Genomic DNA, 25,092 nt, shown 5'->3' on the forward strand with positions numbered 1-25,092 from the left:
TTTCCCTGCTACTTTTTGACTCTAACGATCGCTCAGGTGATTATAGCCATTCTAACCACGATCAACTGCTTTAATCTGAACCTTTTGTCCATCTTGTTTTCCATCCTCTATGCCCTCTGCGGTTTGTTCACTCTTTCCTGCATTAAACTCAGTTTTTTTCTGCTGGCGTTCCGACGCAGCTTTTTGCAGCATTTTCAATTTTTCTGGGTCAGCATTCGATCGCCAAAACAACTTATGGTCCTTAATTATAACGCAATTTTCCTCCAAACACTTCAGCCATTCTCGATGTTTCTTAACTGCGCCACCATCGAGAATTCCTAACTTTTCTTCTTGGCGGGTGAGTTTCGCAAACTTTTCATAATGGGGATAACTTGCAGTAACAAAAGCTTCTTTTCTAACTAAAATTGGCGGGTTGTACAAATCAGAATAGTCTTGATAGCTCACAGAAAGATCGCGCAAATCTATGTGCATAGAAGTGTGAAGAGCCGGATGCGGGTTAGTGTCAAAATCGGGATAAAATAAATAGGAAATTTGAGGTTTGCGAGCGTGAAATTTGATAATTGTAGCGCCGTCTAGTCTGCCGATTGTGCGGTTAGCGCAGCCTTCGTAGAGTCGCAGCAAAGGATCAAGTTCTTCTAATGCAGAGACGTGTACTGAAAGGGAACCATGCTGTTTGTAGCCGATCGCACTATCTTCGCAGCAATCCGCAACAATATCAGCTTTGCCCAAACTGTATAGCATTAAATCCGCCAAAGTGCAAGCTTTTTGATAATTGTCAAATAAACCTTTGATATCGTTGCGGATTTGAGCCGGGAGTCGGCGCATCGAAGGTCGATCGCCCAAACCGTTGAGAGCGAGATATACCAGCAAATCTTGGCGGCGCTTGTCGGCGATTGTCTCCCAATCATCCGCATCCGTTGCTTGCAAAATCACCCTCCAAGCGCGATTAAAACTGTGGAATTCCCCTTTAATTACCGATTCTTCAGCTAATTCGCCTTTAAGAGGAAGGCGACCCCGATCGCTCACAAAAGCCATCAAAGGAGCCAGCATTTCCGCATAATCCTCAAACCGCTTAACTTGCGATCGTACTCTGGGAGTCGATAAGTGCGATCGAAACCGAGAAGCACGAAAACTTTCACCCTCCGCAGCATTCCGAAACACAAAATAAATCCCCAAAGCCACAGGAATTGCATCAACACTCAAAACTTGGTCAATATACACCTTCAATTCTTCTTGTTCGTAATACTTCTGAAAAGTATTCCGAGAAGTAATCACCCCATCCCCGTAAGCAATTTGGCCTCTATCACTATCATCAATCAAAACCTGAGCCGCCACAACTAATAAATTCTTAGTTAATTCCCAAGCCTTCAGCAAAGCTTCTCGGCGTTCCGCCAAAGATTCAATGACATTAATCACATAACCAATATTCACAACATCAGCACAAATTCGCGGAGTATCCGGCTGATAGTAGGGGTCCCAACCAGAAATAGCATAACCCTCTTGTGCAATATATTTAACATCCCCGCCGTAACCGCAACCGTAGTCAAAAAAAGTCGCCCCGTCCCTCACCAAATCAGCTTCTAAAACCAGACGCAGAGGTTTAGAAAGCGAATTGCGTACCATTGCAGCTTTGTGCCGCTCGATCTTAGGAATTGATAGCTCGCTATTCTCCTGCTTCACACGCTCGACAACAGTATGATCTTGGATTTCTACACCGCAATATCCCAAGTATTTGAGCCAACCCTCGCGAGTGCCGATAACGCTAGTATTGTCAAGCAGCCCCCACTTTTCCTCGCTGCGAGTCAGCCGGGAAAACTTTTCGTAATGGGGATAATCCGCAGCTACAAAAGTTTCCTTACGGTGCAAAACCGGGGGATTTTCGCTGTTGCTGTAATCAAAACATTTAACTTCCCCCGTTGCTAGATTAATCTGGATGCTGGTTTGCAAAGCAGGATGAGCATCTGTATCGAAATCAGGGTAAAAAAGATAAGATATTTTAGGTTGATGGAGTGAAATTTTAACTAAAGTTGCTTCATCAATATTTTCCAGAGTGCGTCTGGCACAATTTTCGTAGATTCCGAGGACAGGGTTGAGTGTCTGCAAAGCGGAAACGTGAACGTAAAAAGCCGTCGGCAATTTTTTTCCCACCTTGCTTTCCCGACAACAGCGAGCCACCTTTGCTAGGAGATTGTCAACACATAAATTATTGATTTCATCGAGCGAGTACGGCACAGTATTTGCATAATCTTGCTCAGAGATCGCCTCGTTTTCGTACAATAAAACTTCCCGCTCAAACATCATCAAAGGCGTTAGCAGTTTTTCATCATTTTCTAATGAATCGCTATCTAAAATAGTGTTTGTACTGGTATCGTAATTCATAGCTAAATTAATTATTTTTTTAATTAATCGCAGAGAACGCAGAGGACACGGAGTGAAGAAACAAACAAAATTTTCCTAGATTTTCTATATTTAGGATGCACACTCCGTACCATACCGCTTTATTTATTAGTCTTTTAGAGAAAGACTTCGTTTTTGTGATGGCGATTTTAATCGCCGACTAATATCGACTACGAGCAAGTAAGATATTAACCAAACATTCGAGTTTCCACAAATTCTTGCACCCGGGCTAAATGACTAGACAAACTCACTAATATGTTTTCAACCCTCTCAATATTTAACAATTCCACCTCTGATGGTTTAGATTGAAAGCCTCGCGCTTGATGCTCCAATTGTGCGGCCAAATCAGACATCAGAGCAACTCCCACATTAGCCGAAGTTCCCTTGAGACGGTGGGCTTGATATTCCACAGCTTGCCAATCTTTAGCTTCTAGAGCTAGTTTGGCAGCAGCCATATCAGCTTGGGCGTCTGCCACAAAAGCTTGCAAAAGTCGCTCTGGCAATTTAATATTAACTCGTCCGAGTTGCTCCAATCTGCTCTTGTCGAACAGTCCGTCGTAGTCTCTATGTTCCCAAGTTTGAAGTCCGATCGCCCTGGGTGTCGGCTCAGCCACAACCTGCGCTTTTTCCACAACTTCTGTATAATTTGTTGCTAATGGAGATTTATTTTCCGAATTAATACTTTTAACTCCATACTTATTTTCACCATGAACATTTAGGGCTTCATACTTTTTCAGGGCCGCCGCCAAAGCATCTAAATCTACAGGTTTGCTGAGATAATCGTCCATCCCCGCCGCCAGACACTTTTCTCGTTCCCCCGGCATAGCATGAGCAGTTAAAGCCATCACAAAAGTATGCCGCTCGCTTCCTTCGATTTGCCTCAACTTTTGGGCCGTTTTGTAACCATCAAGTACCGGCATTTGACAGTCCATCAGCACTAAATCATAGCTTTTTTTTGCCAGCAACTCCAGCGCTTCTTGACCGTTGACTACGCAGTCAGCCTGATAGCCTAAAACAGCCAACTGTTCGACAAGAACTTGTTGATTGATCGGGTGGTCTTCCGCCACCAAAATTCTCAGCGATGATGGTGAATTGGCAGTAACATATTGAGAATTAACTAATGGCAAGTTGCAAGTATTAGCAGCCTCCACTCTCCCAAAATCTCCCGTTCCCTTCACCAGCGCCAGCATTGCCTCAAGCAGATGGCTTGGCCGCACTGGCTCGATCAAATATCCGTTAAAACCCTGACGGCAAAGCGCTTCAGCCTTCGGCTGTTCCCGTAAAGCAGTCATGGCGATTAACGAGCCAACTATAGAGGTCGATCGCACTTTCCTCGCAAATTCCTCCGCATCCAAATCCGGCATTTGCAAGTCCACAAGCACCACATCCCAGCTTTTTCCCCCCTCCCCCGAATTGTGAGAAATCCCGCCCCGGGCATTTTTCAACCAACTCAAAGCCTCAGCAGCAGTTTCTGCCTCATCGCAGCAGGCCGCCCAACTTTGAGCGAGCGATCGCACCGCTGCCCTCCTCAAAGCGCTTCCAGAGACTACTAACAGCTTCTTGCCCGCAAGTTCGGGAGCATGAGGCTCAACTTGCAACTGTTTTTCCAAAGGTACAGTAAACCAAAAAGTCGAACCGCTGCCTAGCAAACTGCGAACTCCAATGTCGCCTCCCATCATCTCCACTAACTGCTTGCAAATAGCCAAACCCAAACCCGTTCCGCCGTAAGGCCGAGTCGGAGAATCGTCTACCTGAGAAAAAGATTGGAACAGCTTTGTTTGCCCTTGGGCCGAAATTCCAATGCCAGTATCCCGCACGGAAAATAGCAATCTTGCCCCTTGTCTACCGTCTCCAAGTCGGTTGCCCTGTTTCACAGTTACGTGAACTAGAACTTGACCGCTATCCGTAAATTTTATGGCATTACCCGTCAAATTCAGCAAAACTTGCTTCAATCTTCCAGAGTCGCCCACCAACTTTCTCGGCACTGAGCTGTCCACTAAAATATTCAATTCAATACCTTTTTCTTCTGCCAAATGCGCTATGATTTCTATCACCGACTCCAAGCAAATATCCAGATCAAAATTAGCCTTATCCAGTCGCATTTCTCCAGCTTCAATCTTAGAGAAATCGAGAATATCATTAATAACATTTAGCAAATGTTCAGCACTGCGGTAAATCGTCTGAGCACAGTCCCGCTGTTTCTGTTCCAGAGGAGCGCGCAGCAGCAATTGAGCCATTGCCAAAACTCCATTCATCGGAGTGCGAATTTCGTGACTCATGTTCGCCAAGAATTGCGACTTCACCCGGCTCGCTTCTAAGGCCGTTTCCCGCGCTTCCACCAACTCATTAATTTTGTCGGCAACCATCACAATTCCCCCGACTTTCTCGTCTGGATCGTACCAAGGGTGAGCAGCCCACCGCAGGTACAGAACAGATCCGTCTGCTCGTTCCCAGGCATCTTCGCTCACAGAAACTACCTGACCTGTGAGCGCTTGTTGGTACATTACTTTCCAGCGATTCGGCGTATCTGGAAACAATTCGTAATGGCTCAAATTATTCAGAGACGGCAAGTCCAAATTAAATTGACTAACCCATTTTTTAGAGTTAGCCATATAGCGCATTTGTGTATCGAACATCGCCATTGCTACAGGCACGCAAGTAATAATTTGTCTCAGTTGCTGCCGTTCCCTTTCCAGAGCATCTTCCGCCTGTTTCCGCTCAGTAATGTCGCTAATCATGCCAGCCATTCGCAGCGCTTGTCCTTGGGAATTACGTTGAGCTTTTCCCTGAGAAGTGCAGTAGCGGTAAGCACCGTTCGAGTGTAACAGCCGGAATTCTACATTATAGTCTATTTCTTGTTCCAAGTGAGCGGTGATCGCCGCGACGATTCCCTCCTTGTCATCGGGGTGCAGGCGGTTGTATAGAGCCTCCATTGTCCTGCCAAATTGCTCTCGCGACAAACCGATAATTTCCAAAAGGCGATCGTTCCAATAAACCTCATTTTTACTTAAATCCCAATCCCAAATTCCGTCGTTCACTCCCTCTAAAACTAACCTGTATCGTTCCTCACTTTCCTTAAGTTTTTGACTGGTATGAAACGCCTGAAATTCTGCGCGGTAAACGCGCATTGCATTGGACAAACTGCGAGACAAACTTTTGGGAGAAAGCTTATTTTTAGCGATATAATCAGAAGCTCCTGCCTTCATCAATTCCACAGCAATTTGTTCGTCGCCTTGACCTGTGAGCACAATTAAGGGAACTTTTAGTCCAGCTTCTCGTAGAGATTTTACCAAACTCAGTCCGTCTCCGTCCGGCAATCCGTAGTCGAGGAATACGCAGTCAAATTTGCATTCAAATATTTGATTTAATAGCACCCCATTTTCTATCTCATCAACCTGGCTTAAAAGTTGAGATTTATTTTGTTTGGATAGTTGAGCGGTAGCCTGGGCATAATTTTTGTTGACCGAGAGTTTGGCCAGCGCATCCGCGCAGTCTTCTGCTTCAGTAACTGCTGCCGAAACACCAGCGGACTTGAGCGAACGTTTGATCGCCATTCGATCAACTGCATCGTCATCAACTATCAGAATTGTGAGAATTTTGTCCATAAAAACCGAATTGTGGATTACTCCGAAAAAGCTGCTGTCGAGAAAAAGGAATTAAAATAACTGCATAGCTGAAAAATCATAAAGCTCCCTTGAAAAAATTTTATTAAAAATTCCCTATTATAGTTAGGGAATTTCGCTCAGCATCCAGTATCTGTTGAGGGTAGCCATCACTTCCACAAAATTAGAAAAAGTAACAGGTTTAAGAATATATCCCGCTACATTCAAATTATAAGCTTTTACTTTATCTCTATCTTCATTAGAAGTAGTGAGAACGATCACCGGAATCGACCTCAAACATTCATCGAGTCGCAATTCTTGCAAAAACTCGATCCCGCTCATTCTCGGCATATTCAAGTCCAGCAAAATCAACCGGCGGGCTTGAGGCATTGGAGGCTCTATTTTTCCTTCTCCACGCAATATAGCCAGAGCTTCTAATCCATTGGCAGCAATGTAGAGGGGGTTGACGATGTTATTTTTTTTGAAAGCTCGCCGGACGTTCATCACATCAACCTCATCATCTTCTACCAATAGAATATGAATTTTTTTGTCTTGCATAAATCAGCCATTTTATAGATGTTTGTTAAGCGCCCGTCTCGTTGGCGATGTTTAGTCAGCACGGATCGCGAACCCAGCAGGTTTAATCTCTATTGTCCTTTGTCAAGAATCATTTATGCCTGAGCCGATGACAGTATCTACCTGCAGGCGTACTCGCCCGTCATTCGATTTTAGATTTTAGATTTTAGATTTTGGATTGACCCCACGGATAAATGCGGGGGCTTGAGGATTTTAGATTTTAGAATTTGGATTGATTCCACGGATAAATCTGGGGGCTTGTACCCTCAAGAAATTCTTGGTCAGAGAATGAGCGGTGCAGCGGAGATCCAAAAACTCGCCAATAACACCCGATCGAGCTACGGTAAAATCTAAAACTCATCTACATTATTAATCGCCATGTCAGCCGATCGCAAACTCTACGAAGGCAAAGCCAAAATCCTCTACTCCACCGAAGACAGCGAAATTTTGCTGACACACTTCAAAGACGACGCCACAGCCTTTAACGCCCAGAAACGCGGCAGCATCGTCGGCAAAGGCGAAATCAACTGCGCCGTATCCGCCCACCTGTTTCGGATGCTAGAAGCCAAAGGCATTCCTACCCACTTCATCGACACGCCGGCCCCCAACCAAATGCGAGTCTGTCGCGTCCAAATCTTGCCATTGGAAGTCGTAGTCCGAAACATTGCCGCCGGCAGTCTTTGCAAGCAAACCGGACTCGCCCTCGGCACAATTGTCAATCCGCCGCTGGTTGAGTTTTATTACAAAAACGACGATTTGGGAGACCCACTGCTGACCCGCGACAGGCTGCTGCTAATGCAGCTAGCCACCCCCGAACAAGTAGACCAACTAGAAATCGCCGCCCGCGAAATTAACGAAATACTAAAAGAATTTTTCACCGAGTGCGGCATTACCCTAGTAGACTTCAAACTAGAATTCGGTATCGACCAACATCAAAATCTGATCCTCGCCGACGAAATCAGTCCCGACACCTGCCGCCTCTGGGACAACGCAGAAGCCGACCCCGACGCCCGTGTGATGGACAAAGACCGATTCCGCCGCGACTTAGGATCGGTAGAAACCGCTTACCAACAAGTTCTCCAACGGGTTCTCGCTCAGAAAGTCTAGAGGCCTTGGTAATGCGCTAGAATTGCACAGTTTGTCACCCTTGTGCCTTTGATGTCAGCAATCAGCGGTCAACAGTCATCAATTAGCGGTCAGCGCGAGATTCAACCGACTTAATAACTAATGACTATGACTAATGAATAATGACTAATGACTAATGTGGTGTGTGGATTGCCCAAAAAAGTGAACAAAAATGCGTTTATCTGCTGTATTGGTGGCAGTTTTTACTGCCTCAGCAACATTCGGGTTATCAAATTCTGCAAGCGGCCAAACATCCTACTCTGAATCAGCAGAGGAAGCTTTGGCTGCCGTTCCGCCCGCCCCGTCGATCGAATTACCCGATCGCCCCATTCCAGAATTAACCCAAAACCCTCCTCAAAACCGCAAAGCCGCTAAAACCAGCAAAGGGGAAGCCCTAAAAATAGCTGCGGCCCCTGCCAGAGGAGAAGGCGACAGCGAACCCCCAAGGCTAGTCACAGAGCCGCCCTCCCCGGTTTCTCCTCCGATCCTTGAACTAAAACCCGAGCTAGCATCCAACCTCTCCCCCACCTCTAGCAGCCAAAACGCCCTGCCAGACGCGCAACAGGACAGCTCGCTCCCCCCATCGGAAGCGGCTGTAACGCCCGCCTGGATCGCAGCAGAGCTAGCGAAACCAGAGGAATCCGGGACGATCGCTCAAAACGCCCAAGTTACCCCCAGACCGGCCCCGACCAGACCGCCGGCTAACACCGTTCCCCCATTGCCCCCTGGCCCAGCACCGCAGCCCAGGCAAACCCCAGCACCCGCCGGGGCGGCAGAACCGCAAGTGCTAGTTGCAGAAGTTACAGTCACGGGGGCGACAGAAGACTTGGAAAGTGAAATTTACCGAGTCATCAGCACCCAACCAGGACGCACGACCAACCGTAGCCAACTGCAACAAGACATCAACGCCATTTTTGCCACAGGCTTTTTCAGAAACGTGCGGGCAGTACCGGAAGACACACCGTTGGGCGTCCGGGTGACTTTTATTGTGCAGCCAAATCCGGTATTGCGGGGAGTGACAATCACCGGTCAGCAAGTGCTGCCCCAAAGCGTAATTGACGAAAGCTTCCGCGATCAATACGGCAAAATTCTAAACCTTCGTCGCTTTGAAGAGGGAGTGAAAAAAATTAATGCGTGGTATCAAGACAACGGCTATGTTTTGGGCCAAATCACTGATGCCCCGCAAGTAGCAGACGACGGCACTGTCACCCTGGTAGTGGCAGAAGGCCAGATCGAATCCGTTGATGTCCGCTTCCTGAACAAGGAGGGAGAGTCAACGGATGCCACGGGTCAGCCGATCGGAGGCAACACCCGTCAGTTTGTCATCACCCGCGAAGTAGAACTCAAGCCCGGAGACATCTTTAACCGTACCAAGGCGGAAAGAGATTTGAGACGGGTGTTTGGTTTGGGAATTTTTGAAGACGTGCGACTTGCCTTGGAACCGGGAACGACTGACCCCCGCAAGGCAAGGGTAATTGTCAACGTCATTGAGAAAAATACCGGTTCTCTGGCGGCTGGTGCGGGTTTGAGTTCCGCGACGGGTTTGTTCGGTACGCTGAGTTACCAGCAGCAAAACTTGAGAGGTAGGAACCAGAAATTGGGGGCTGAAGTACAAATCGGGGAACGCCAAACGCTGTTTGACCTGAGTTTTACCGACCCCTGGATTGCGGGCGACCCTTACCGGACTTCTTATACGATTAATGCGTTTAGAAGACGATCGATCAGCGTGATTTTTGACGGTGGCGAACGGGAAGTTAGATTGCCCAACGACGATCGACCTCGCGTCGTCCGCACCGGCGCCGGCATCAATTTCACCCGTCCCCTGTCGCGCAATCCTTTTGCCGATTCTGAGTGGACAGCTTCAGTCGGCTTGCAGTACCAACGAGTCTCAATTACCGATCGCAAAGGCAGGCGCGAGTCCGAGGACGAACTCGGCAACCTGTTAAGTTTTAGCGATTCGGGTTCGGATGACTTGACAACATTGCAAGCAGGTGCGGTGCGCGATCGACGCAACGACCCCCTCCGCCCCACTAGCGGTTCCCTGCTCAGGTTTGGGGTGGAACAATCGATTCCTGTAGGTTCCGGCAGCATCCTGTTAAACCGCCTCCGGGCGAGCTACAGCTTGTACCTACCAGTCAAGTACACTAACTTTGCCCCCGGCCCTCAAACGCTGGCATTTAGTGTGAAAGGCGGCACGGTATTCGGAGATTTGCCTCCCTACGAAGCCTTTGCCTTGGGCGGCGCCAACTCGGTGCGCGGGTACGCCGAAGGCGACCTCGGAGCTGGTCGCAGTTTCTTAGAAGCCAGCGTTGAGTACCGTTTCCCGATTATTTCGTTTATCGGCGGAGCGCTATTTTTGGATGCTGGCACTGACTTGGGCACGGGCAAAGATGTCCCGGGCGACCCGGCCGGTATCCGCGAAAAGCCCGGTAGCGGTTACGGTTACGGCCTCGGCGTGCGGATTCAATCTCCTTTAGGGCCGATCCGGATCGATTACGGTATCAACGACACCGGCGACAATCAAATTCACTTTGGGATTGGTGAGCGATTCTAATTAACGAAGAGCCATTAGTCAGCAGTCATTAGTCATTAGTGAGGAGTAAGGGGTAATTGGTAATTGGTAATTGGTAATTGGTAATTGCTAATTGGTAATTACTAAGCTGCGCCTCGGCGCACCCTACGAATCATGTCTAAGGTGCGCGGCCCGGCGCACCCTACGGGTTAACTACTGTGACGCTGTTGCGGCTGTTACAATCGTAGAGAACCTTACCACCAGCCCAATATGACTCCATTTTTTCCGATGCTGTTATTGCCATTTACTCAAATAGCAGAAACTAGCTCTTGTCGTACTGTCGGACAGCCGGAGTTAATCGCAATTATTGCTCTAATGGGGGGACTTTTAGCCTTTGCTGCTACAGCTAACTTGCCAGCTATTTCAATCGTAGCAGCAAAGGTTCTAGCAGGTCTTGCAATTGGAGCTAGCTTCGAGTCGATAATATTGCCCTTCCAGGCAATTTTAGATATCGCAGCGGTGGTGGCTGTAGTCGAGGGCATTAAGCACATCTTAGGATGTGGTTAAGGAGTTAACTACGGTTAACTTCCTTCTTCCTTTTTCCTTATTCCAAATGACTATTCACACCCTAAAATCTGAATTTGAACTGTCGGGAATCGGTTTGCACAGCGGCCAACAAACTCGCGTCCGAGTTTTGCCTGCGGAGGTTGGGGAAGGCCGCTATTTTGTCAGAATTGACTTGCCCGGTGCTCCAATAATTCCTGCAAAAATTGAGGCGGTTTGTCAGACTGCACTTTCAACTGAACTCGCAGGTATCGATGCTGAAATTCGCACTGTAGAGCATTTATTAGCCGCTTTGGCGGGGATGGGAGCGGATAATGCTCGAATTGAGGTTGATGGGCCGGAACTGCCTCTGCTGGACGGTTCTGCTCTGGTTTGGGTAGAGGCGATCGCCCATACCGGCTTAGTTCCTCAAGAATCGAAGCAAGACTCCACTTCCTCCTTCGTCCTTGAACAGCCAATTTGGGTGCGTCACGGAGATGCTTTTGCAGCGGCTTTACCCTCAGCCGAAACTCGATTTAGTTACGGAATTGATTTTGAGGAACAGGCGATCGGCAATCAATGGTACAGTTGGTCGCCAGAGGCAGAAAGTTTTGCGACGGCGATCGCCCCAGCCCGCACTTTTGGACTTGCTCGCCAAGTTGACCAATTGCGACAAGCAGGTTTGATCAAAGGTGGTACCCTAGAGAACGCCCTAGTTTGCGATCGATCCGGCTGGCTCAACCCGCCCTTGAGATTTGCCAACGAACCAGTGCGCCATAAAATCCTAGACTTAGCAGGCGACCTCAGCCTGCTCGGAACTTGGCCAAAAGCTCACTACTTGGCTTACAAAGCCAGTCACAACTTACACGTCCAACTCGCCCAAGCCCTGAAATCGGAAGCTCTAGCTACGCTAGATAAAAGTTAGGAAAAAACACACAATCTGTTAAGATTGCATATTCCTTCTGCCATACCACACTCAAAAGTCTTCAAGCAATGTCCACGCTGACTGAAGTTAACACCCTCAATACTGCTAATTCTGAATCCATCCCCACCAAAAACGGTGAAGATTCTCCAGCGGTTAAATCTACTTTTACTCTCGAAGAAGTTCATAAATTATTGCCTCATCGCTATCCTTTTGCACTGGTTGACAAGATTGTTGATTACGTGCCGTCCGAGAAGGCTGTAGGAATTAAAAATGTGACTTTCAACGAACCGCATTTTCAAGGGCATTTTCCCGGACGGCCGATTATGCCGGGGGTATTAATTGTTGAAGCTATGGCTCAAGTTGGCGGTATTGTTCTCGCTCAGTTGCCCGACATCAAGCAAGGATTGTGGATGTTTACCGGAATTGATCAAGTCAAGTTTCGTCGTCAGGTTGTACCGGGCGATCAGTTGCTGATGACTGTAGAATTGCTGTGGGTAAAACGCCGCCGCTTCGCAAAAATGCAGGCTTTGGGTGAAGTAGACGGACAAAAAGTTTGTGAAGGAGAATTGACGTTTTCGATGGTAGATTAAATTTGGAATTAGTGAGGGCTTAGGGGTAGTTTTAAGTTATGAGTTTTCAATTTAAATTGAAACCGCGAAGCCTTCATCGGCAGGAAGTAATCTTAAAATTAAAAAAATTCCTTCTTCGTTCTTCCTTCTTCCCCCTTCCTTCTTGCTTCAACATCCATCCGTTAAATCAGTTTAATCCCTTACACTGCGCGTTGCCAAACTTCCTTCCCACTTACCAGCAAAACAACTGACAAATGCTTACTTTGATTCACCCAACTGCTGTGATTCATCCCGGTGCTGAACTTCACCCGACTGTAGAAGTGGGAGCTTATGCTGTAATTGGGGAAAGAGTGAAAATCGGGCCTGATACTAAGATTGGTGCCCATGCAATTATCGACGGGCTAACCGAAATAGGCGCTCGCAATCAAATTTTCCCCGGTGCGGCGATTGGTTTGGAACCTCAAGATTTGAAATACGAGGGTTCTCCGACTAGGGTGAAAATTGGCGACAGCAATCAAATTCGGGAATACGTGACAATTAACCGCGCTACTGGAGCGGGGGAAAGCACGACAATTGGCAATAATAATCTATTGATGGCTTATGTTCATGTCGGACACAATTGCGCGATCGCCGATCGAGTAATTATCGCCAATGCTGTAGCCTTAGCCGGACACGTTAAAATCGAGTCTCAAGCCCGATTGAGCGGTGTTTTGGGCGTTCACCAGTTTGTCCACATCGGCCGCTTGTCTATGGTGGGCGGCTTGAGCAGGATCGATCGAGACGTACCTCCTTATATGCTAGTCGAGGGGAATCCTTCGAGAGTGCGAGCTATCAACAAAATAGGCCTCGAACGCGCTGGTTTTACAGCAGAAGATTTGCTAGTTTTGAAGAAAACTTTTCGTATTCTCTACCATTCTGGTTACACTCTAAATCAAGCTTTGGAACAGTTGGATTTGTTACCGGAAAACGCCCACTTGCAGCACCTGCGGAGATTTGTGCAGCAGTCTATAACCAAAGGGCGGCGCGGTTTGATTCCTGGCAAAAAGTGAATGAGGTAGAATAAGCCTAGGAACTAAGCGACTGTTGCCCAATGAATGTTTATACTTCAGTCCAATCTACGTCCCCTGAAACAGAACAAGATGGCTGCATCAGGTTCTTAGATGTGAGTTGGGAACAATTTGAAGCGATAGAAGCAGCTTTTAAAGATGTCAGAGGTGTGAAATTTTTCTATCTAGATCAAAAACTGCAAATTATGACTGTCTCGCCCGAACACGAAATAATCAAGAAAACTCTCTGTATGCTGCTAGAGGCATATATGAGAGCAAATGGAATTCGATTTTACGGCAAGGGCGGGCCGACTCTCGGTAACAGAGAATTAGGCGGTAGAAAAGAGCCGGATGATTCCTATGACATAGGAACCCCAAAAAGAGTCCCAGATACTGCTATTGAAGTGGTAATTACCAGTGGCGGGATAAATACTTTAGAATTTTACAAAAGATTGGGCGTTAGGGAAGTATGGTTTTGGCAAAATAGTCAGTTATCTCTCTATTACTTAACAGGTGAAAATTATGAGGAGATTGGCCAGAGTACATTCCTTCCCGATCTGCACTTAGAATTACTGCTACGCTGTGCTAATATGCCGGATCAATATGATGCTGTTACCGAGTTATTAGCAAACATCTTACCTGTATAAAGTGAGAATATGAAAATTTTTATCAGCACTGGTGAGGTTTCTGGGGATTTGCAAGGAGCTTTGTTAATTGCAGCCTTAAAACGTCACGCTGTCGCCGCTGGTTTAGAGTTAGAAATAACAGGATTAGGCGGGCCTCGTATGGCAGAAGCTGGGGCTACTATTTTAGGCGATACTGTGGGCATTGGTTCTATGGGCCTTATAGAATCTGTACCCTATATTTTGCCGACGATCAAAGTTCAGGAAAAAGCTAAAAAATATCTCAAAAATTTCCGCCCCGATGCGGTTGTATTGATTGATTATTTGACTCCAAATCTCGGCATTGGCAGCTACATCCGTCGCTGTTTGCCGGATTTGCCGGTGATTTGGTACATTGCACCTCAAGAATGGGTTTGGTCGATTTCTCCTCGCAATACTGATTTGATTGTCAATATTTGCGACCACCTTTTGGCGATTTTTCCTGAAGAAGCTTGTTATTATCAAAAAAAAGGAGCCCAAGTGAGTTGGGTTGGTCATCCTTTGGTGGATAGAATGCAATCTGCGCCCAGCCGGGAAGTTGCCCGCAAAACTTTGGGAATTGGGCCGGAACAGGTGTCGATCGCCCTAATTCCCGCTTCTAGACACCAAGAACTCAAGTACCTGATGCCTGTTATATTTGAGGCCGCTCAAACTATTCAAGCTAAATTGCCGGAAGTTGATTTTTTGATTCCGCTTGCTAACAAAGCTTTCCGCAGCAAAATCGAAAAAGCGATTGAGAATTACGGTTTGCGGGCTACTTTGTTAGAAAATCAAACTCTGGAAATCTTGGCGGCTGCCGATCTGGCGATCGCTAAATCTGGTACTGTTAATTTGGAGTTGGCTTTGCTGGATGTTCCGCAAGTTGTCATCTATCGCGTCAGTCCGATTACGGCGATTATTGCTCGCCACGTGCTGAAATTTTCGATTCCTTTTATGTCACCGCCCAATTTGGTGCAAATGAAACCGATCGTCCCGGAGTTGCTGCAAGACGAGGCGACTGCTGAAAATATAGTGGACCACGCATTGGAATTGCTGCAAAATGCCGATCGACGCCAGCAAACTTTGGCAGGTTATCGGGAAATGCGCGAAAGTCTCGGAGATGTAGGTGTGTGCGATCGGGCCGCTGCGGAAATAATGAAAAATGTCAAATTAAATACAGCTTCTTAAAGCAATTTTGGTATTGAAAGGTTATGTATAAACCCGGTTAATTTGTGGATGGCTCCTTGACAAACCCAAGATTTATTACCAAAAACCCGGTTAATTTTTTTAATTTCTATTAAAGCAACTTTGTTATTGAAATGTTATGCCAAGCAATCGGAAAAAGCGACCGATCGCTGTTGATTTATTTGCAGGCGCGGGCGGCATGACCCTGGGCTTTGAACAAGCAGGTTTTGATGTACTTGCATCAGTCGAAATTGACCCTATTCACTGCGCCACACACGAGTTTAATTTCCCGCTGTGTTCTATTCTGTGCAAAGATGTCACACAGCTTACGGGATCGGAAATTCGGAAAAAATCGGCGATCGGGCGGCGGGAGATAGACGTAGTAATTAGCGGTTCGCCCTGTCAAGGATTCTCGATGATGGGCAAGCGCGATGTGGACGACCCGCGAAATTCTCTAATTTTTCACTTTAAACGCTTAGTTTTGGAGCTAAAACCCAAATTTTTCGTAATGGAAAATGTGCCGGGAATTGCATCAGGAGAACACAAAGAACTCCTGAATATTTTAATTAGCTCTTTTCTGGAAGCAGGCTATCAAGTAGAAGAAAACTATCAAGTTCTCAACGCAGTTCATTACGGAGTGCCTCAAGCTCGCAAACGCTTGTTTCTGATTGGGTGCAAAGCAGGTTATGAGCTACCCAAATACCCTCAGCAAACTACGATACTGCCGAAAATTAAAATTCCTAAACGCTATAAAAAAGTTAATTTACCTGCTGTCCCGACAGTTTGGGATGCGATTGGAGATTTGCCGGAAGTGGAAAAGTACAGCGAGTTGCTGCACCGAGATTGGGTAATCGCGGAGTACGGAAAGTGCAGCGCTTATGCGAGTATAATGCGCGGGATTGATGGTTTGGAGGATGATTATTCCTACGATCGCCACTACGATCAACAAATTCTCTCTTGTAGTTTGCGAACTCAACACTCTCTGGAATGTATGGAAAGGTTTCATGCTGCTAAACACGGCGAAAAAGAGCCGATCAGCCGTTTTTATAAGCTTCATCCCCAGGGAGTTTGCAACACTCTCAGGGCTGGAACCGACCGAGCTAGGGGGGCTTATACTTCGCCGAGACCGATTCACCCGATCGCGCCTCGGTGCATTACTGTCAGGGAAGCTGCGCGACTCCATTCCTATCCTGACTGGTTTAGATTTCACGTTACAAAATGGCACGGTTTTCGCCAAGTCGGAAATTCTGTACCACCGCTATTGGCGAAAGCTGTAGCAGCGCAGATTATTAGCGCTTTGGGCGTGGAAGCAATTAAGCCGAGTCTCAAACTGACCTGGGGAGATGATTCGTTGCTTAAGCTGAATTGGTCGGAAGCAGAACAATATTATCTAAAAAGTTAAGAGTTAGATTTAATTATCTCTAACGGGGAATTAGTAATTGGTAATTGGTAATTAGAAATTAGTAATTGCTAATTGGTAAACAAGTAGTGATTTTTGCCTGTCATCTCCTTCTACAGACCGGGTTAGATCAAATCGCATAACTACTTATAGCAATCCTCGCATCATTTGTGGATTTCTTACTCCCCAGCGAGCGGGTTCGGGGAGGGTTTGGGTGGGGTTAAAAATTTACGACTCAGGCAAAGATTGCTATATGCAGAACTACCCTTAATTAAGCGCGGGCTACCGTTCCCTGTATCGGTGGACACATTTCGACGGCGTGCAGGAGATGTCCCGCGTAGTTAAACAAACCGAGAATGTATTCCGGCGCGCTGTCCAGTTTTTTTTTAGGTGACAGTGGGGGAACTGCTTCGACTACGCCTCTGTTATCCAAGACGGAGCGATCGTCCTATACATCCAATAGCAACATCAACATCTAGATACCATTTAAGATTTTAGATTGTAAAAGTCTCCCGATAAAACATTTTGATAAATTTCGCTGAGTTTTGCAACAATTACGAGTCTTTTGAAATTCTAGAGCTATCTTGGAAAAAGTGTATTTTCAGGAGACTCAACTAATATGGGTTGGTTTAAAAGACTGTTCGGACTCGAAAAGCCTGAAGCCCCGGCTGAACCGATGGCACAAGTAGTACAGCAAGCAGCACAAGCGCAATCCATCGCTCCTGCTAAAGTCGGCCCAGACGGAAATTTTGACGAGAGCGGCTTAGCGAAGCGGGTTGCTTTAGCTTTTGACAGCGATGCAGAAGTTGCTGATATCGAGACTGTTTATGTGGCTCAGCTCAGCAGCACAGTTGTTCTCAAAGGTCAAGTTCCCAGTCAGGAAATTCTCGACAAGTTGGTAGCGATCGCCTCTGCTGAAGAAGGTGCAACAAACGTGCAAACCGATCAGGTGACAGTCGGGTAGTTCTTCGGAACCGAAGCAGTTTCGCTCCGGGCGCGGCTCGAATTAGTCAAAAGCTCGATTAAACCCGCGGCGGCGGGTTTTTTCTTGCCCTCTGCCCCTCAAAATATTAATTTTTGTAAATTTAACGAATTCATCTTAAAAAACAGTATAATTGAATACAGAAACTAAAAAAGTTTTAGCGAAAAAACCCAAGCTAGCCTGACTGCCCTTTTTATCTCCATACATATAAGGATCAAAAAATATGAAACTCACTTATCGCGGCGCACACTATGAGTACGACATTCCGACTGTCGATATGATCGAAGGCGAAGTCGCGGGCAAATATCGGGGCCAAAACTGGAACTATCGCTATCCGAGACACATTCCCGCCCCAAATAAATACGGCGGTACAAACTATACTACAAAGCGAGATTCTCAAGCTGGCGATCGGGATAGCGCAGCAGTTCGCACCCCAGGGGCGGTTGAATCTTACCCAACAGTTGTGGAAGTGGCGCAAGTCCACCAAGCGAATATTTGCAATATTCTCGATCGTAGAAAGCAAGCAGCCAAGGCCAAGGGCGATGAAAGACTGCTGCGTTTGCTAGAAATTGAGTCGAGACAAATGGTCTGTTAGAGAAAAGTTTCAGAAAACAAAGCGTTTGTCAAGAGGGGGGAAATCAACAGCGGTTTGATTTCCCCCCTTTTCCCATAACCCTATTCTGTCACTCTGGGAAAATAAAAATAAGAGCCAAATTTTTAACTGTAGATAGAGCTAGCATTTGAGCGTTTATTTTCTAACAGAATGGCTGAAGTCAATGATTTTGGTAAAAGTCTTATGCTATCAGCCTTCCAGATTATTTTTTGCAGAAAGTCATAGAATAGGGATAAAGCAATGTCCAGGTAAGTGAAGTACAAATAAACCAGTTTCTGTCACCCCTTGACACAAACCACCTGCTTGAGAGTCGCCACCACTTCCACCAAATCCGACTGCTGACTCATTACCTCATCAATCGGCTTATAAGCCCCCGGAATTTCATCTAAAAATTGCTCATCTTTCCGGCACTCAACCCCCTCAGTCTGCCGCACAAAATCATCGAGAGTAAATACATTTTTCGCTTGATTGCGAGACATCAACCGCCCCGCGCCGTGACTGCAACTACAGTAGCTTTCAGCATTCCCCTTCCCTTTAACAATGAAAGACTTCGCCCCCATTGAGCCCGGAATAATCCCGTAATCCTCTACATCCGCGCGCACAGCACCCTTGCGAGTCACATACACATCTTCGCCAAAATGCACCTCTTTTTCCGCGTAATTGTGGTGGCAATTCACCTCTAATAACGGCTTAACAGATTTGCCACCCGCGACGTGCTTTTCCACAATTCGCTTAAACCGATTCATCATCACATCGCGATTAAAACGAGCATAATCTTGCGCCCACTGCAAATCGTGCCAGTAAGCCGCAAACTCCTGTGTACCCGCTACAAAATAAGCTAAATCTTTGTCAGCCAGATTAATTTCTGCCAGTTTAGCTAAATCTTTAGCAGTCTCGATATGCTGCTGTGCGAGCAAATTTCCAATGCCGCGAGAACCGGAGTGCAGCATCAGCCAAACAAAGTTTTCAGTATCAACGCAAACCTCAATAAAATGATTACCGCCACCGAGGGAACCCATTTGTTTTAAGGCTTTATTGTTTTGGTGCTGTACGCCTTGATGAAGTTTGTTAAACTCGCCCCATCCCTGCCAGTTGGTGACAGTTTTTTCTACTTCCTTGTTTTCATAAAATCCGACAGGAATTGTGGCTTCGATATCGAGGCGAATTTGTTTGAGTTTGCCTTCTAATTTGTTAGCCTTGAATGGCATTTTAATAGCAGCCATCCCACAACCAATATCAACGCCCACAGCAGCCGGAATAATCGCTTCTTTTGTGGCAATTACGGAACCGACTAAAGCACCTTTTCCTAAATGTACATCGGGCATTAGTGCGACGTGTTTGAATACAAAGGGCAAAGATGCTACGTTGGCGGTCATCTTGGTTTCTTTTTCGCCCAGGGCGTGATTTGCCCAAGATAATACTGGTTTTGGGGCTGATATGTCTAATTTTTCGTAGGGCATTTTTGTTTAAGTTGGTTTTGCCAGTATTTGTGTAGCATAAATGTAACACAAAAACTTTCGGATGTCAAAAACACTAATTCTTGTAGGGTGTGTCAGTCGGGAATTTCTTTGGGGAGTCATAAAATGTTTACTGACGCACCTTACCCACTAATTCTTGCGGCGTCAAATTCACATCAAATGCAGTAGCGGTATTGTTGATAAATCCGACAGTCCGACATGGAATGAATTCCCTGTCTCATAGCTAAAGTCCTCTGAAAGATGACTAAAATTGCTCGCACTTCCCGTCAAAATCTACAGTCGGTGTAAAACCGACTTTCGCTTTGAGACAGGGGTTTAAATCCCTGCCGGATTGCGTCGAAGTGCATAAAAAGCTGACACTAAATTTTACAAATTCGGAGTCTTTCTCGCCGCCTTCTGCACGGGAATAGCCACCGCCTGCGGCTTCTTCTTCGCTGCAAACATCCCGAAGAAGTCGTGCAGCAAAATGTAAAAACACGGAATAATAAACAGCGTCAGCAGCGTCGCCAGCGACAAACCAGAAAACACCACCACACCCAGTGGTTGCAAGAATTCCGAACCTTCTCCAATGCCCAAAGCTAGGGGAAACAAACCCAAAACTGTGGTAATAGTTGTCATCAAAATCGGCCGTAAGCGCTGAGGTGCCGCCCTCAGAATTGCTGTTGTGCGATCGACTCCTTCCTCTTCCCGAATTTGGTTCGCCAACTCCACCATAATAATACCGTTATTCACGATAATTCCCACGAGCAAAATTGCCCCGATCATCACCGTCGCACCGATCGCAGTTTTGGTCACATAAAGCCCGAATACTCCCGCCGCCAACGCCAGTGGCACTGTCAGCAAAATCACCAGCGGGTCAACCAAAGAGTTGTACTGCACCGCCATCGCTACAAACACTAGAAAAGTCGCCAATCCCCCCAACAGCTTGAGAGAAGTTTGCAATTGCTGATTAGTTTCAGCAGCCGAACTCGGCACAATTGTTACTCCTCGCGGCAACTTCAGTTCTGATAAAACTGCATCGACTTGCTGGACAGCATCGCCGAGACTTGCACCCTTATTCAAGTTTCCGACAACTAAGAAAACTTGCCGCTGATTGAGACGCTGAATTTCTGCCGGCGCTTTGCCGATCGTAATATTAGCCACGTCACTTAAACGGATGATGCTGTTATTGCCACCCGATAATGGGATTTGTCCGAGTTGGGCAATAGATTTGACAGAAGTGCGATCGAACTGCACCCGCACATCTATTAATCTGTTTCCCCGCTGCAACTGAGTGGGAACAGCACCTTCAATTGCTGTCTGAATTGTCTCCCCAATATCTTGGGCTGTCAGCCCGTACACAGCAGCCTTTTCCCAGTCTGGACGAATTTGTACCTCTGACTGCGGCGGGTCTGCCTCCGGCCGAAACCGGGCTAATTTTACCTTCTCATCTAATGCTTTTAATATCTGACGGCCTGCTTCCTGCAATGATTCTTCAGTGTCCCCCTGAACCACGACATCAATTTCGCCACCCCGCACGGGAGAATTAGTTAAAACTAAACCCCTAATCGATTCTGGAACTAGCCGCAGACGAGTTCCTTTAGGAAGGTCAATTTTTTTCAATTCCTCAGTCATTCTTTCTGTAAAATCGGTGGTATTAGTACCTGATTTGAGCGTAATTGTGCTGCTTCCCCGAAGCAAATTTTCAGACGTACTGTTGCCGAACAGCAGCCCTCCCGCTGTCGTTAAAGTGTACTCTGTTTCTGGCTGTTCAAGCAGAATCTTATCGACAGCAGCAATCACTTTTTGATTGGTTTCCAAGTTAGTCCCCGGAGGAAATGAAGCAAATAATCTGGCTTGACTTGTATTAACTCTCGGCAAAATTTCTTGGGGAATTTGTCCTAGCATCACCCATGTGCCACCGCCTAAAATGACAAAAGCTACTACAATTATAATTAACCGCAAACCCAGGACTTTCGAGAGCATTGAACCGTAAGCCCGCGTGCCGTTTTCAAAGCCGCGGTTGAAATGTTTTATCGGCCCGAACTGATTGATACCGCTGGAATAAGACATTCCCATCAAGCGAGAAGTCAGCATCGGTACTACCGTTAAAGCTACTAGCAAAGACGCTGCTACTGCAAAGCTAATTGTCAAAATTAATTCGTTAAATAGCAGCGAAAAGAAGCCGCCAATCAGCAAAAATGGCAGCACTGATACTAAGTTAGCCGCTGTGGAGGCAACCATTGCTGATTCTACTTCTTCACTCCGCAACACTGACTCTTCTATTGTGCGTTCTTTTCGATCTTTTATTCTGCCTTTTTTCAGATGAGGGTTGCTGTCTAGACCGACTACAATATTTTCTAAAATAACTACGCTGGTGTCGATCGCCTGACCGATTCCTAGCGCTAAACCGCCTAAACTAAATAAATTCAGCGACATACCAAACAGCCGCATTAAAATAATGGCTGCTAGAGTACACAGAGGAATTGTCAGAGAGATAATCAGGGTTTGTCTCAAGGAGCCTAAAAAGAACAAAACAGCGATCGCAGCCAGCACTGCTCCTGAAACCCCCGCATTCGCCACATCGGCTAAGGAATTGCGGATAAATCTAGATTCGTCTAAGGTAGTAACTACAGTCATGTCCGCCGAAATCAAGCCGGACTCCTGCATTTCTTTGATGCGATTTTTCACTCCGTCTACAACAGTAATGGTGTTGGCGTCCGGCTGTTTTAAGATGCTAATTTTAACGGCAGGTTTTTGATTGAGAAAAACTTTGACTCGCTGTTCTTCCGTGCCGTCATTGACTCGGGCAAAATCGCGCAGGTAAACTCGTTTTGGCGGGTTAGAACCGGATACTTGAAAAGAAAGATTGGCAATTTCAGAGGCTGTTCTAAAGCGGCCGATGGTTCGCGTCAGCGGTTCGTTAGATTCTTGCCGCAGCCGACCGCCGGAAGTGTCTAAATTGCGATCGCGCAAAGCATTAAAAACGTCGTTAAGATTAACTCCTAAACTTTGCAGCCGGTTCAGGTCAATATTAACTTGAATTTCTTCTTGAACGCCGCCGGAAACGTCAACGGAAGCTACTCCGGGAATAACGTTAATTTCCCTGGCTAATTCTTCATCTGCAAATACCCGCAAATCTACCCCTTGTCGCGAGTCTGAAGTCAGGGCAAATTCGTAAACCGGCTGTTGAGAAGGGTCAAATTTAAACAGATTCGGCGATTCAACTGTATCGGGAAGTCGGTTGCGAATTCGGTTGACGGAGGCTGTCGCGTCGTTGAGAGCTTGGTTGATATTGCCGCCCGGTCTGAAGAATAAATCGACGCTGACTTGTCCTTCGCGGGTGCGGGAAAAAACTTGCGTGACGCCTTCTGTCGCTGAAAGTCCTTGTTCGAGGGGGCGGGTAATTTCGTCAACTGCAACTTCTGGCGAGACTCCGGGGGCGTCTAAGCGCACGCTGATGCGAGGATAGGTGATGGAGGGCAGCAAGTCAACGGGCAGTTGGGTGATGTAGAAAATGCCCACAACTATAATCGCAAGTGTCAGCATGAGGGTGCCGATGTGGCGGCGAATCGCGGTCGCGCTAATGCTGAATCCGGGTTTGTCGGCTGTCATTTGATTTTAGATTTTAGATTTTAGATTAAAGAATTGGAAAGTTTACAACGTCACTCAGCCTGCAAAGGAATGAATCGCCGGGCTAGTGACCAAATTGTTTTCGGTCAGGCTTGATTTTGTATAGGGAGTGAGAGACTATTTACGCTCCGCACCTGACAAGTAGTATAATAAATTTTAATAAATTGTCAAAAATGTTTTTTATAATATTCCTTTAGAGGTAGTCTATCGCCCACAATACAGATTGGCAGAAATTGCGATCGGCTTTTTTATAGGTCGAAAGCAATGGCGATTTACCGCTATCGTGGGGGTAGGTTGACTATATTGTTAGCCTTACCTACAGGTTCGTTGTAAAACTCGCCACTCCATTCTTATTCGGCTTTGCAGATTTACGGTATGGAAGGCTAAATATGCCGGATATTCCGTACTTCGTGTGCTCATTGATCTGAAATTAATAGCCTAAATTTTTATACAGCAAGGGTTTCCGGTCTTAGTTTAGTTAATTTGGAGCCATTTTTTCCTTTGATTCATACATAGCTTGGGTTTTAACTACTTAAACTAATGGTTGGACACACTAAGTAAGGAAGAGCCAGCTTTACTAAAAAGTTCTTTCTGCTGATTTACTGCCATTCACCCTATTTCCTAAAAAAACCCGGTTTCTTCACAAAACCGGGTTTTTTACACTCAAATTGCGTGTTCTCGATACCACTCAATCGTATTTTTCAACCCTTCCTTAAACTTCACCTCCGCAACAAAACCAAACTTTTCCTTAGCCCTTTGGGTATCCAAACAGCGGCGCGGCTGACCGTTTGGTTTGTCTGTTTCCCAAACAATTTCTCCCTCAAATCCCATCAATTCGCAAATCGTTTCCACTAAATCGCGAATTTTAACTTCACTATTCGTTCCCAAATTCACCGGATCAGATTCACTGTAATCTTGCGTTGCCATCACAATTCCCCGCGCGGCATCTGTGGAATACAAAAACTCGCGGCTAGGGCTGCCGTCGCCCCAAACTGGCAGTGTTTTGTCTCCCCTTTCTTGCGCTTCGTGGACTTTGCGAATTAATGCGGGGATGACGTGGGAACTTTTGGGGTCAAAATTATCTTCCGGGCCGTACAGATTAACTGGTAGCAAGTAGATACCGTTGAATCCGTACTGCTGACGGTAGGATTGCAGTTGCACTAATAAAGCTTTTTTTGCTACTCCGTAAGGTGCATTAGTTACCTCTGGATAGCCGTTCCACAGGTTGTCTTCTTTGAAAGGAACTGGGGTTAAATTGGGATAAGCGCAAATAGTGCCTACGCAGACAAATTTTTCGACTCCTGCTTCGTAGGCGGCGTGGATTAGTTGCGCGCCCATCATCAAATTATCGTAAAATAATTCAGCGGGTTTGACTAGGTTTAAGCCGATGCCACCGACGTGGGCGGCGAGGTGAATGATGATATCTTGTTTTTCGGCGGCGCGCTTGCAGTTTTCCATGACGCGAAGGTCGCAGTCGCGCGATCGAGTTACCAAAATTTTATCAGCATCTGCCCCTGCTTTCACTAGCTGGTCGATTACCTGACGGCCCAAGAAACCGGCGCCGCCCGTGACTAGAATGCGTTTGCTGCTTAAATCCAAGCTTGTCATAATTTTAGCCTCGGGATTTTGAATAAAGGTCGATCGACAATTTCAATTCTAAAATTGTTGCTTTAGCAAAAAAAGCTTTAAGGTGCAGGATGAGGTTGCCCACACATTTGTTTTAGCTGCAGCAGAGAGGGACAATTTGCGCCATACACACCCGAAAGTTAGATATAGGGGTCGCGACTCCCCAACTCTCATTTTAATGTTTTTTTTAGCCCGCACAGCCGAAAATTTTGCGAGCAATTAAGCGGGTTCTCTGAATGCCCGCGCTACGCTAATAGCTGT

18 protein-coding genes are annotated in these 25,092 nt (G+C 46.4%); 11 read left to right on the plus strand and 7 right to left on the minus strand.

Annotated features, from left to right (window positions below):
• Window positions 1-51: 51 nt before the first annotated feature.
• The 3 genes from QUA38_RS04125 to QUA38_RS04135 all read right to left on the minus strand — a co-directional run bounded on the left by QUA38_RS04125 (window position 52) and on the right by QUA38_RS04135 (window position 6,557).
• Window positions 52-2,379, minus strand: a complete 2,328-nt coding sequence (locus tag QUA38_RS04125) for a DNA phosphorothioation-associated putative methyltransferase (protein ID WP_333159458.1) — start codon at window positions 2,377-2,379, stop codon at window positions 52-54.
• A 206-nt stretch (window positions 2,380-2,585) separates the two neighbouring features.
• Window positions 2,586-6,002, minus strand: a complete 3,417-nt coding sequence (locus tag QUA38_RS04130; protein WP_333159460.1) for a response regulator — start codon at window positions 6,000-6,002, stop codon at window positions 2,586-2,588.
• Window positions 6,003-6,125: 123 nt separating this feature from the next.
• Window positions 6,126-6,557: a response regulator gene (locus QUA38_RS04135; RefSeq protein ID WP_333159462.1), complete on the minus strand. Its 432-nt coding sequence runs from the start codon at window positions 6,555-6,557 to the stop codon at window positions 6,126-6,128.
• Between the two features lie 396 nt (window positions 6,558-6,953).
• Here QUA38_RS04135 and purC point away from each other — a divergent pair, with 396 nt between their 5' ends.
• From purC to QUA38_RS04180, 9 genes are all read left to right on the plus strand, one after another.
• Window positions 6,954-7,682 (plus strand): phosphoribosylaminoimidazolesuccinocarboxamide synthase, encoded by a 729-nt coding sequence (purC, locus tag QUA38_RS04140; RefSeq protein ID WP_333159464.1) that lies wholly within the window; start codon window positions 6,954-6,956, stop codon window positions 7,680-7,682.
• A gap of 190 nt (window positions 7,683-7,872) precedes the next feature.
• Complete coding sequence (locus tag QUA38_RS04145; RefSeq protein WP_333159466.1) at window positions 7,873-10,254, plus strand: BamA/TamA family outer membrane protein; 2,382 nt, start codon at window positions 7,873-7,875, stop codon at window positions 10,252-10,254.
• Between the two features lie 228 nt (window positions 10,255-10,482).
• Window positions 10,483-10,779: a hypothetical protein gene (locus QUA38_RS04150; RefSeq protein ID WP_333159468.1), complete on the plus strand. Its 297-nt coding sequence runs from the start codon at window positions 10,483-10,485 to the stop codon at window positions 10,777-10,779.
• A gap of 46 nt (window positions 10,780-10,825) precedes the next feature.
• Window positions 10,826-11,680, plus strand: a complete 855-nt coding sequence (gene lpxC, locus QUA38_RS04155; protein WP_333159470.1) for a UDP-3-O-acyl-N-acetylglucosamine deacetylase — start codon at window positions 10,826-10,828, stop codon at window positions 11,678-11,680.
• A 68-nt stretch (window positions 11,681-11,748) separates the two neighbouring features.
• Window positions 11,749-12,270 (plus strand): 3-hydroxyacyl-ACP dehydratase FabZ, encoded by a 522-nt coding sequence (gene fabZ / locus QUA38_RS04160; protein ID WP_333159472.1) that lies wholly within the window; start codon window positions 11,749-11,751, stop codon window positions 12,268-12,270.
• Between the two features lie 233 nt (window positions 12,271-12,503).
• Window positions 12,504-13,298: an acyl-ACP--UDP-N-acetylglucosamine O-acyltransferase gene (gene lpxA / locus QUA38_RS04165; RefSeq protein ID WP_333159474.1), complete on the plus strand. Its 795-nt coding sequence runs from the start codon at window positions 12,504-12,506 to the stop codon at window positions 13,296-13,298.
• 41 nt (window positions 13,299-13,339) lie between these two features.
• Window positions 13,340-13,942: a Uma2 family endonuclease gene (locus QUA38_RS04170; RefSeq protein WP_333159476.1), complete on the plus strand. Its 603-nt coding sequence runs from the start codon at window positions 13,340-13,342 to the stop codon at window positions 13,940-13,942.
• Between the two features lie 9 nt (window positions 13,943-13,951).
• Window positions 13,952-15,124, plus strand: coding sequence for a lipid-A-disaccharide synthase (gene lpxB / locus QUA38_RS04175; RefSeq protein WP_333159478.1), 1,173 nt, complete (start codon window positions 13,952-13,954; stop codon window positions 15,122-15,124).
• A 136-nt stretch (window positions 15,125-15,260) separates the two neighbouring features.
• A complete protein-coding gene (locus QUA38_RS04180; RefSeq protein ID WP_333159480.1) occupies window positions 15,261-16,523 on the plus strand; it encodes a DNA cytosine methyltransferase in 1,263 nt (420 codons plus the stop codon).
• Between the two features lie 268 nt (window positions 16,524-16,791).
• Here QUA38_RS04180 and QUA38_RS04185 read toward each other — a convergent pair whose 3' ends face one another.
• Window positions 16,792-16,953, minus strand: a complete 162-nt coding sequence (locus tag QUA38_RS04185; protein WP_333159482.1) for a hypothetical protein — start codon at window positions 16,951-16,953, stop codon at window positions 16,792-16,794.
• Between the two features lie 186 nt (window positions 16,954-17,139).
• Here QUA38_RS04185 and QUA38_RS04190 point away from each other — a divergent pair, with 186 nt between their 5' ends.
• Complete coding sequence (locus QUA38_RS04190; RefSeq protein ID WP_333096175.1) at window positions 17,140-17,484, plus strand: BON domain-containing protein; 345 nt, start codon at window positions 17,140-17,142, stop codon at window positions 17,482-17,484.
• Between the two features lie 241 nt (window positions 17,485-17,725).
• Window positions 17,726-18,097: a DUF4278 domain-containing protein gene (locus QUA38_RS04195; RefSeq protein ID WP_333159484.1), complete on the plus strand. Its 372-nt coding sequence runs from the start codon at window positions 17,726-17,728 to the stop codon at window positions 18,095-18,097.
• A 296-nt stretch (window positions 18,098-18,393) separates the two neighbouring features.
• Here the strand turns inward: QUA38_RS04195 and QUA38_RS04200 are convergent, their stop codons facing one another.
• The 3 genes from QUA38_RS04200 to QUA38_RS04210 all read right to left on the minus strand — a co-directional run bounded on the left by QUA38_RS04200 (window position 18,394) and on the right by QUA38_RS04210 (window position 24,813).
• The gene (locus tag QUA38_RS04200) at window positions 18,394-19,575 is read right to left on the minus strand and encodes an RtcB family protein (RefSeq protein WP_333159486.1); all 1,182 of its coding nucleotides are present in this window, start codon (window positions 19,573-19,575) and stop codon (window positions 18,394-18,396) included.
• Between the two features lie 384 nt (window positions 19,576-19,959).
• Window positions 19,960-23,187 carry an efflux RND transporter permease subunit gene (locus QUA38_RS04205; RefSeq protein WP_333159488.1) on the minus strand — a complete coding sequence of 1,076 codons (3,228 nt, stop codon included), beginning with the start codon at window positions 23,185-23,187 and terminating at the stop codon, window positions 19,960-19,962.
• A 681-nt stretch (window positions 23,188-23,868) separates the two neighbouring features.
• The gene (locus tag QUA38_RS04210; protein ID WP_333159490.1) at window positions 23,869-24,813 is read right to left on the minus strand and encodes a GDP-L-fucose synthase; all 945 of its coding nucleotides are present in this window, start codon (window positions 24,811-24,813) and stop codon (window positions 23,869-23,871) included.
• Window positions 24,814-25,092: the final 279 nt, after the last annotated feature.

Source organism: Microcoleus sp. Pol12B4, assembly GCF_036701385.1.
Lineage (GTDB): Bacteria > Cyanobacteriota > Cyanobacteriia > Cyanobacteriales > Microcoleaceae > Microcoleus.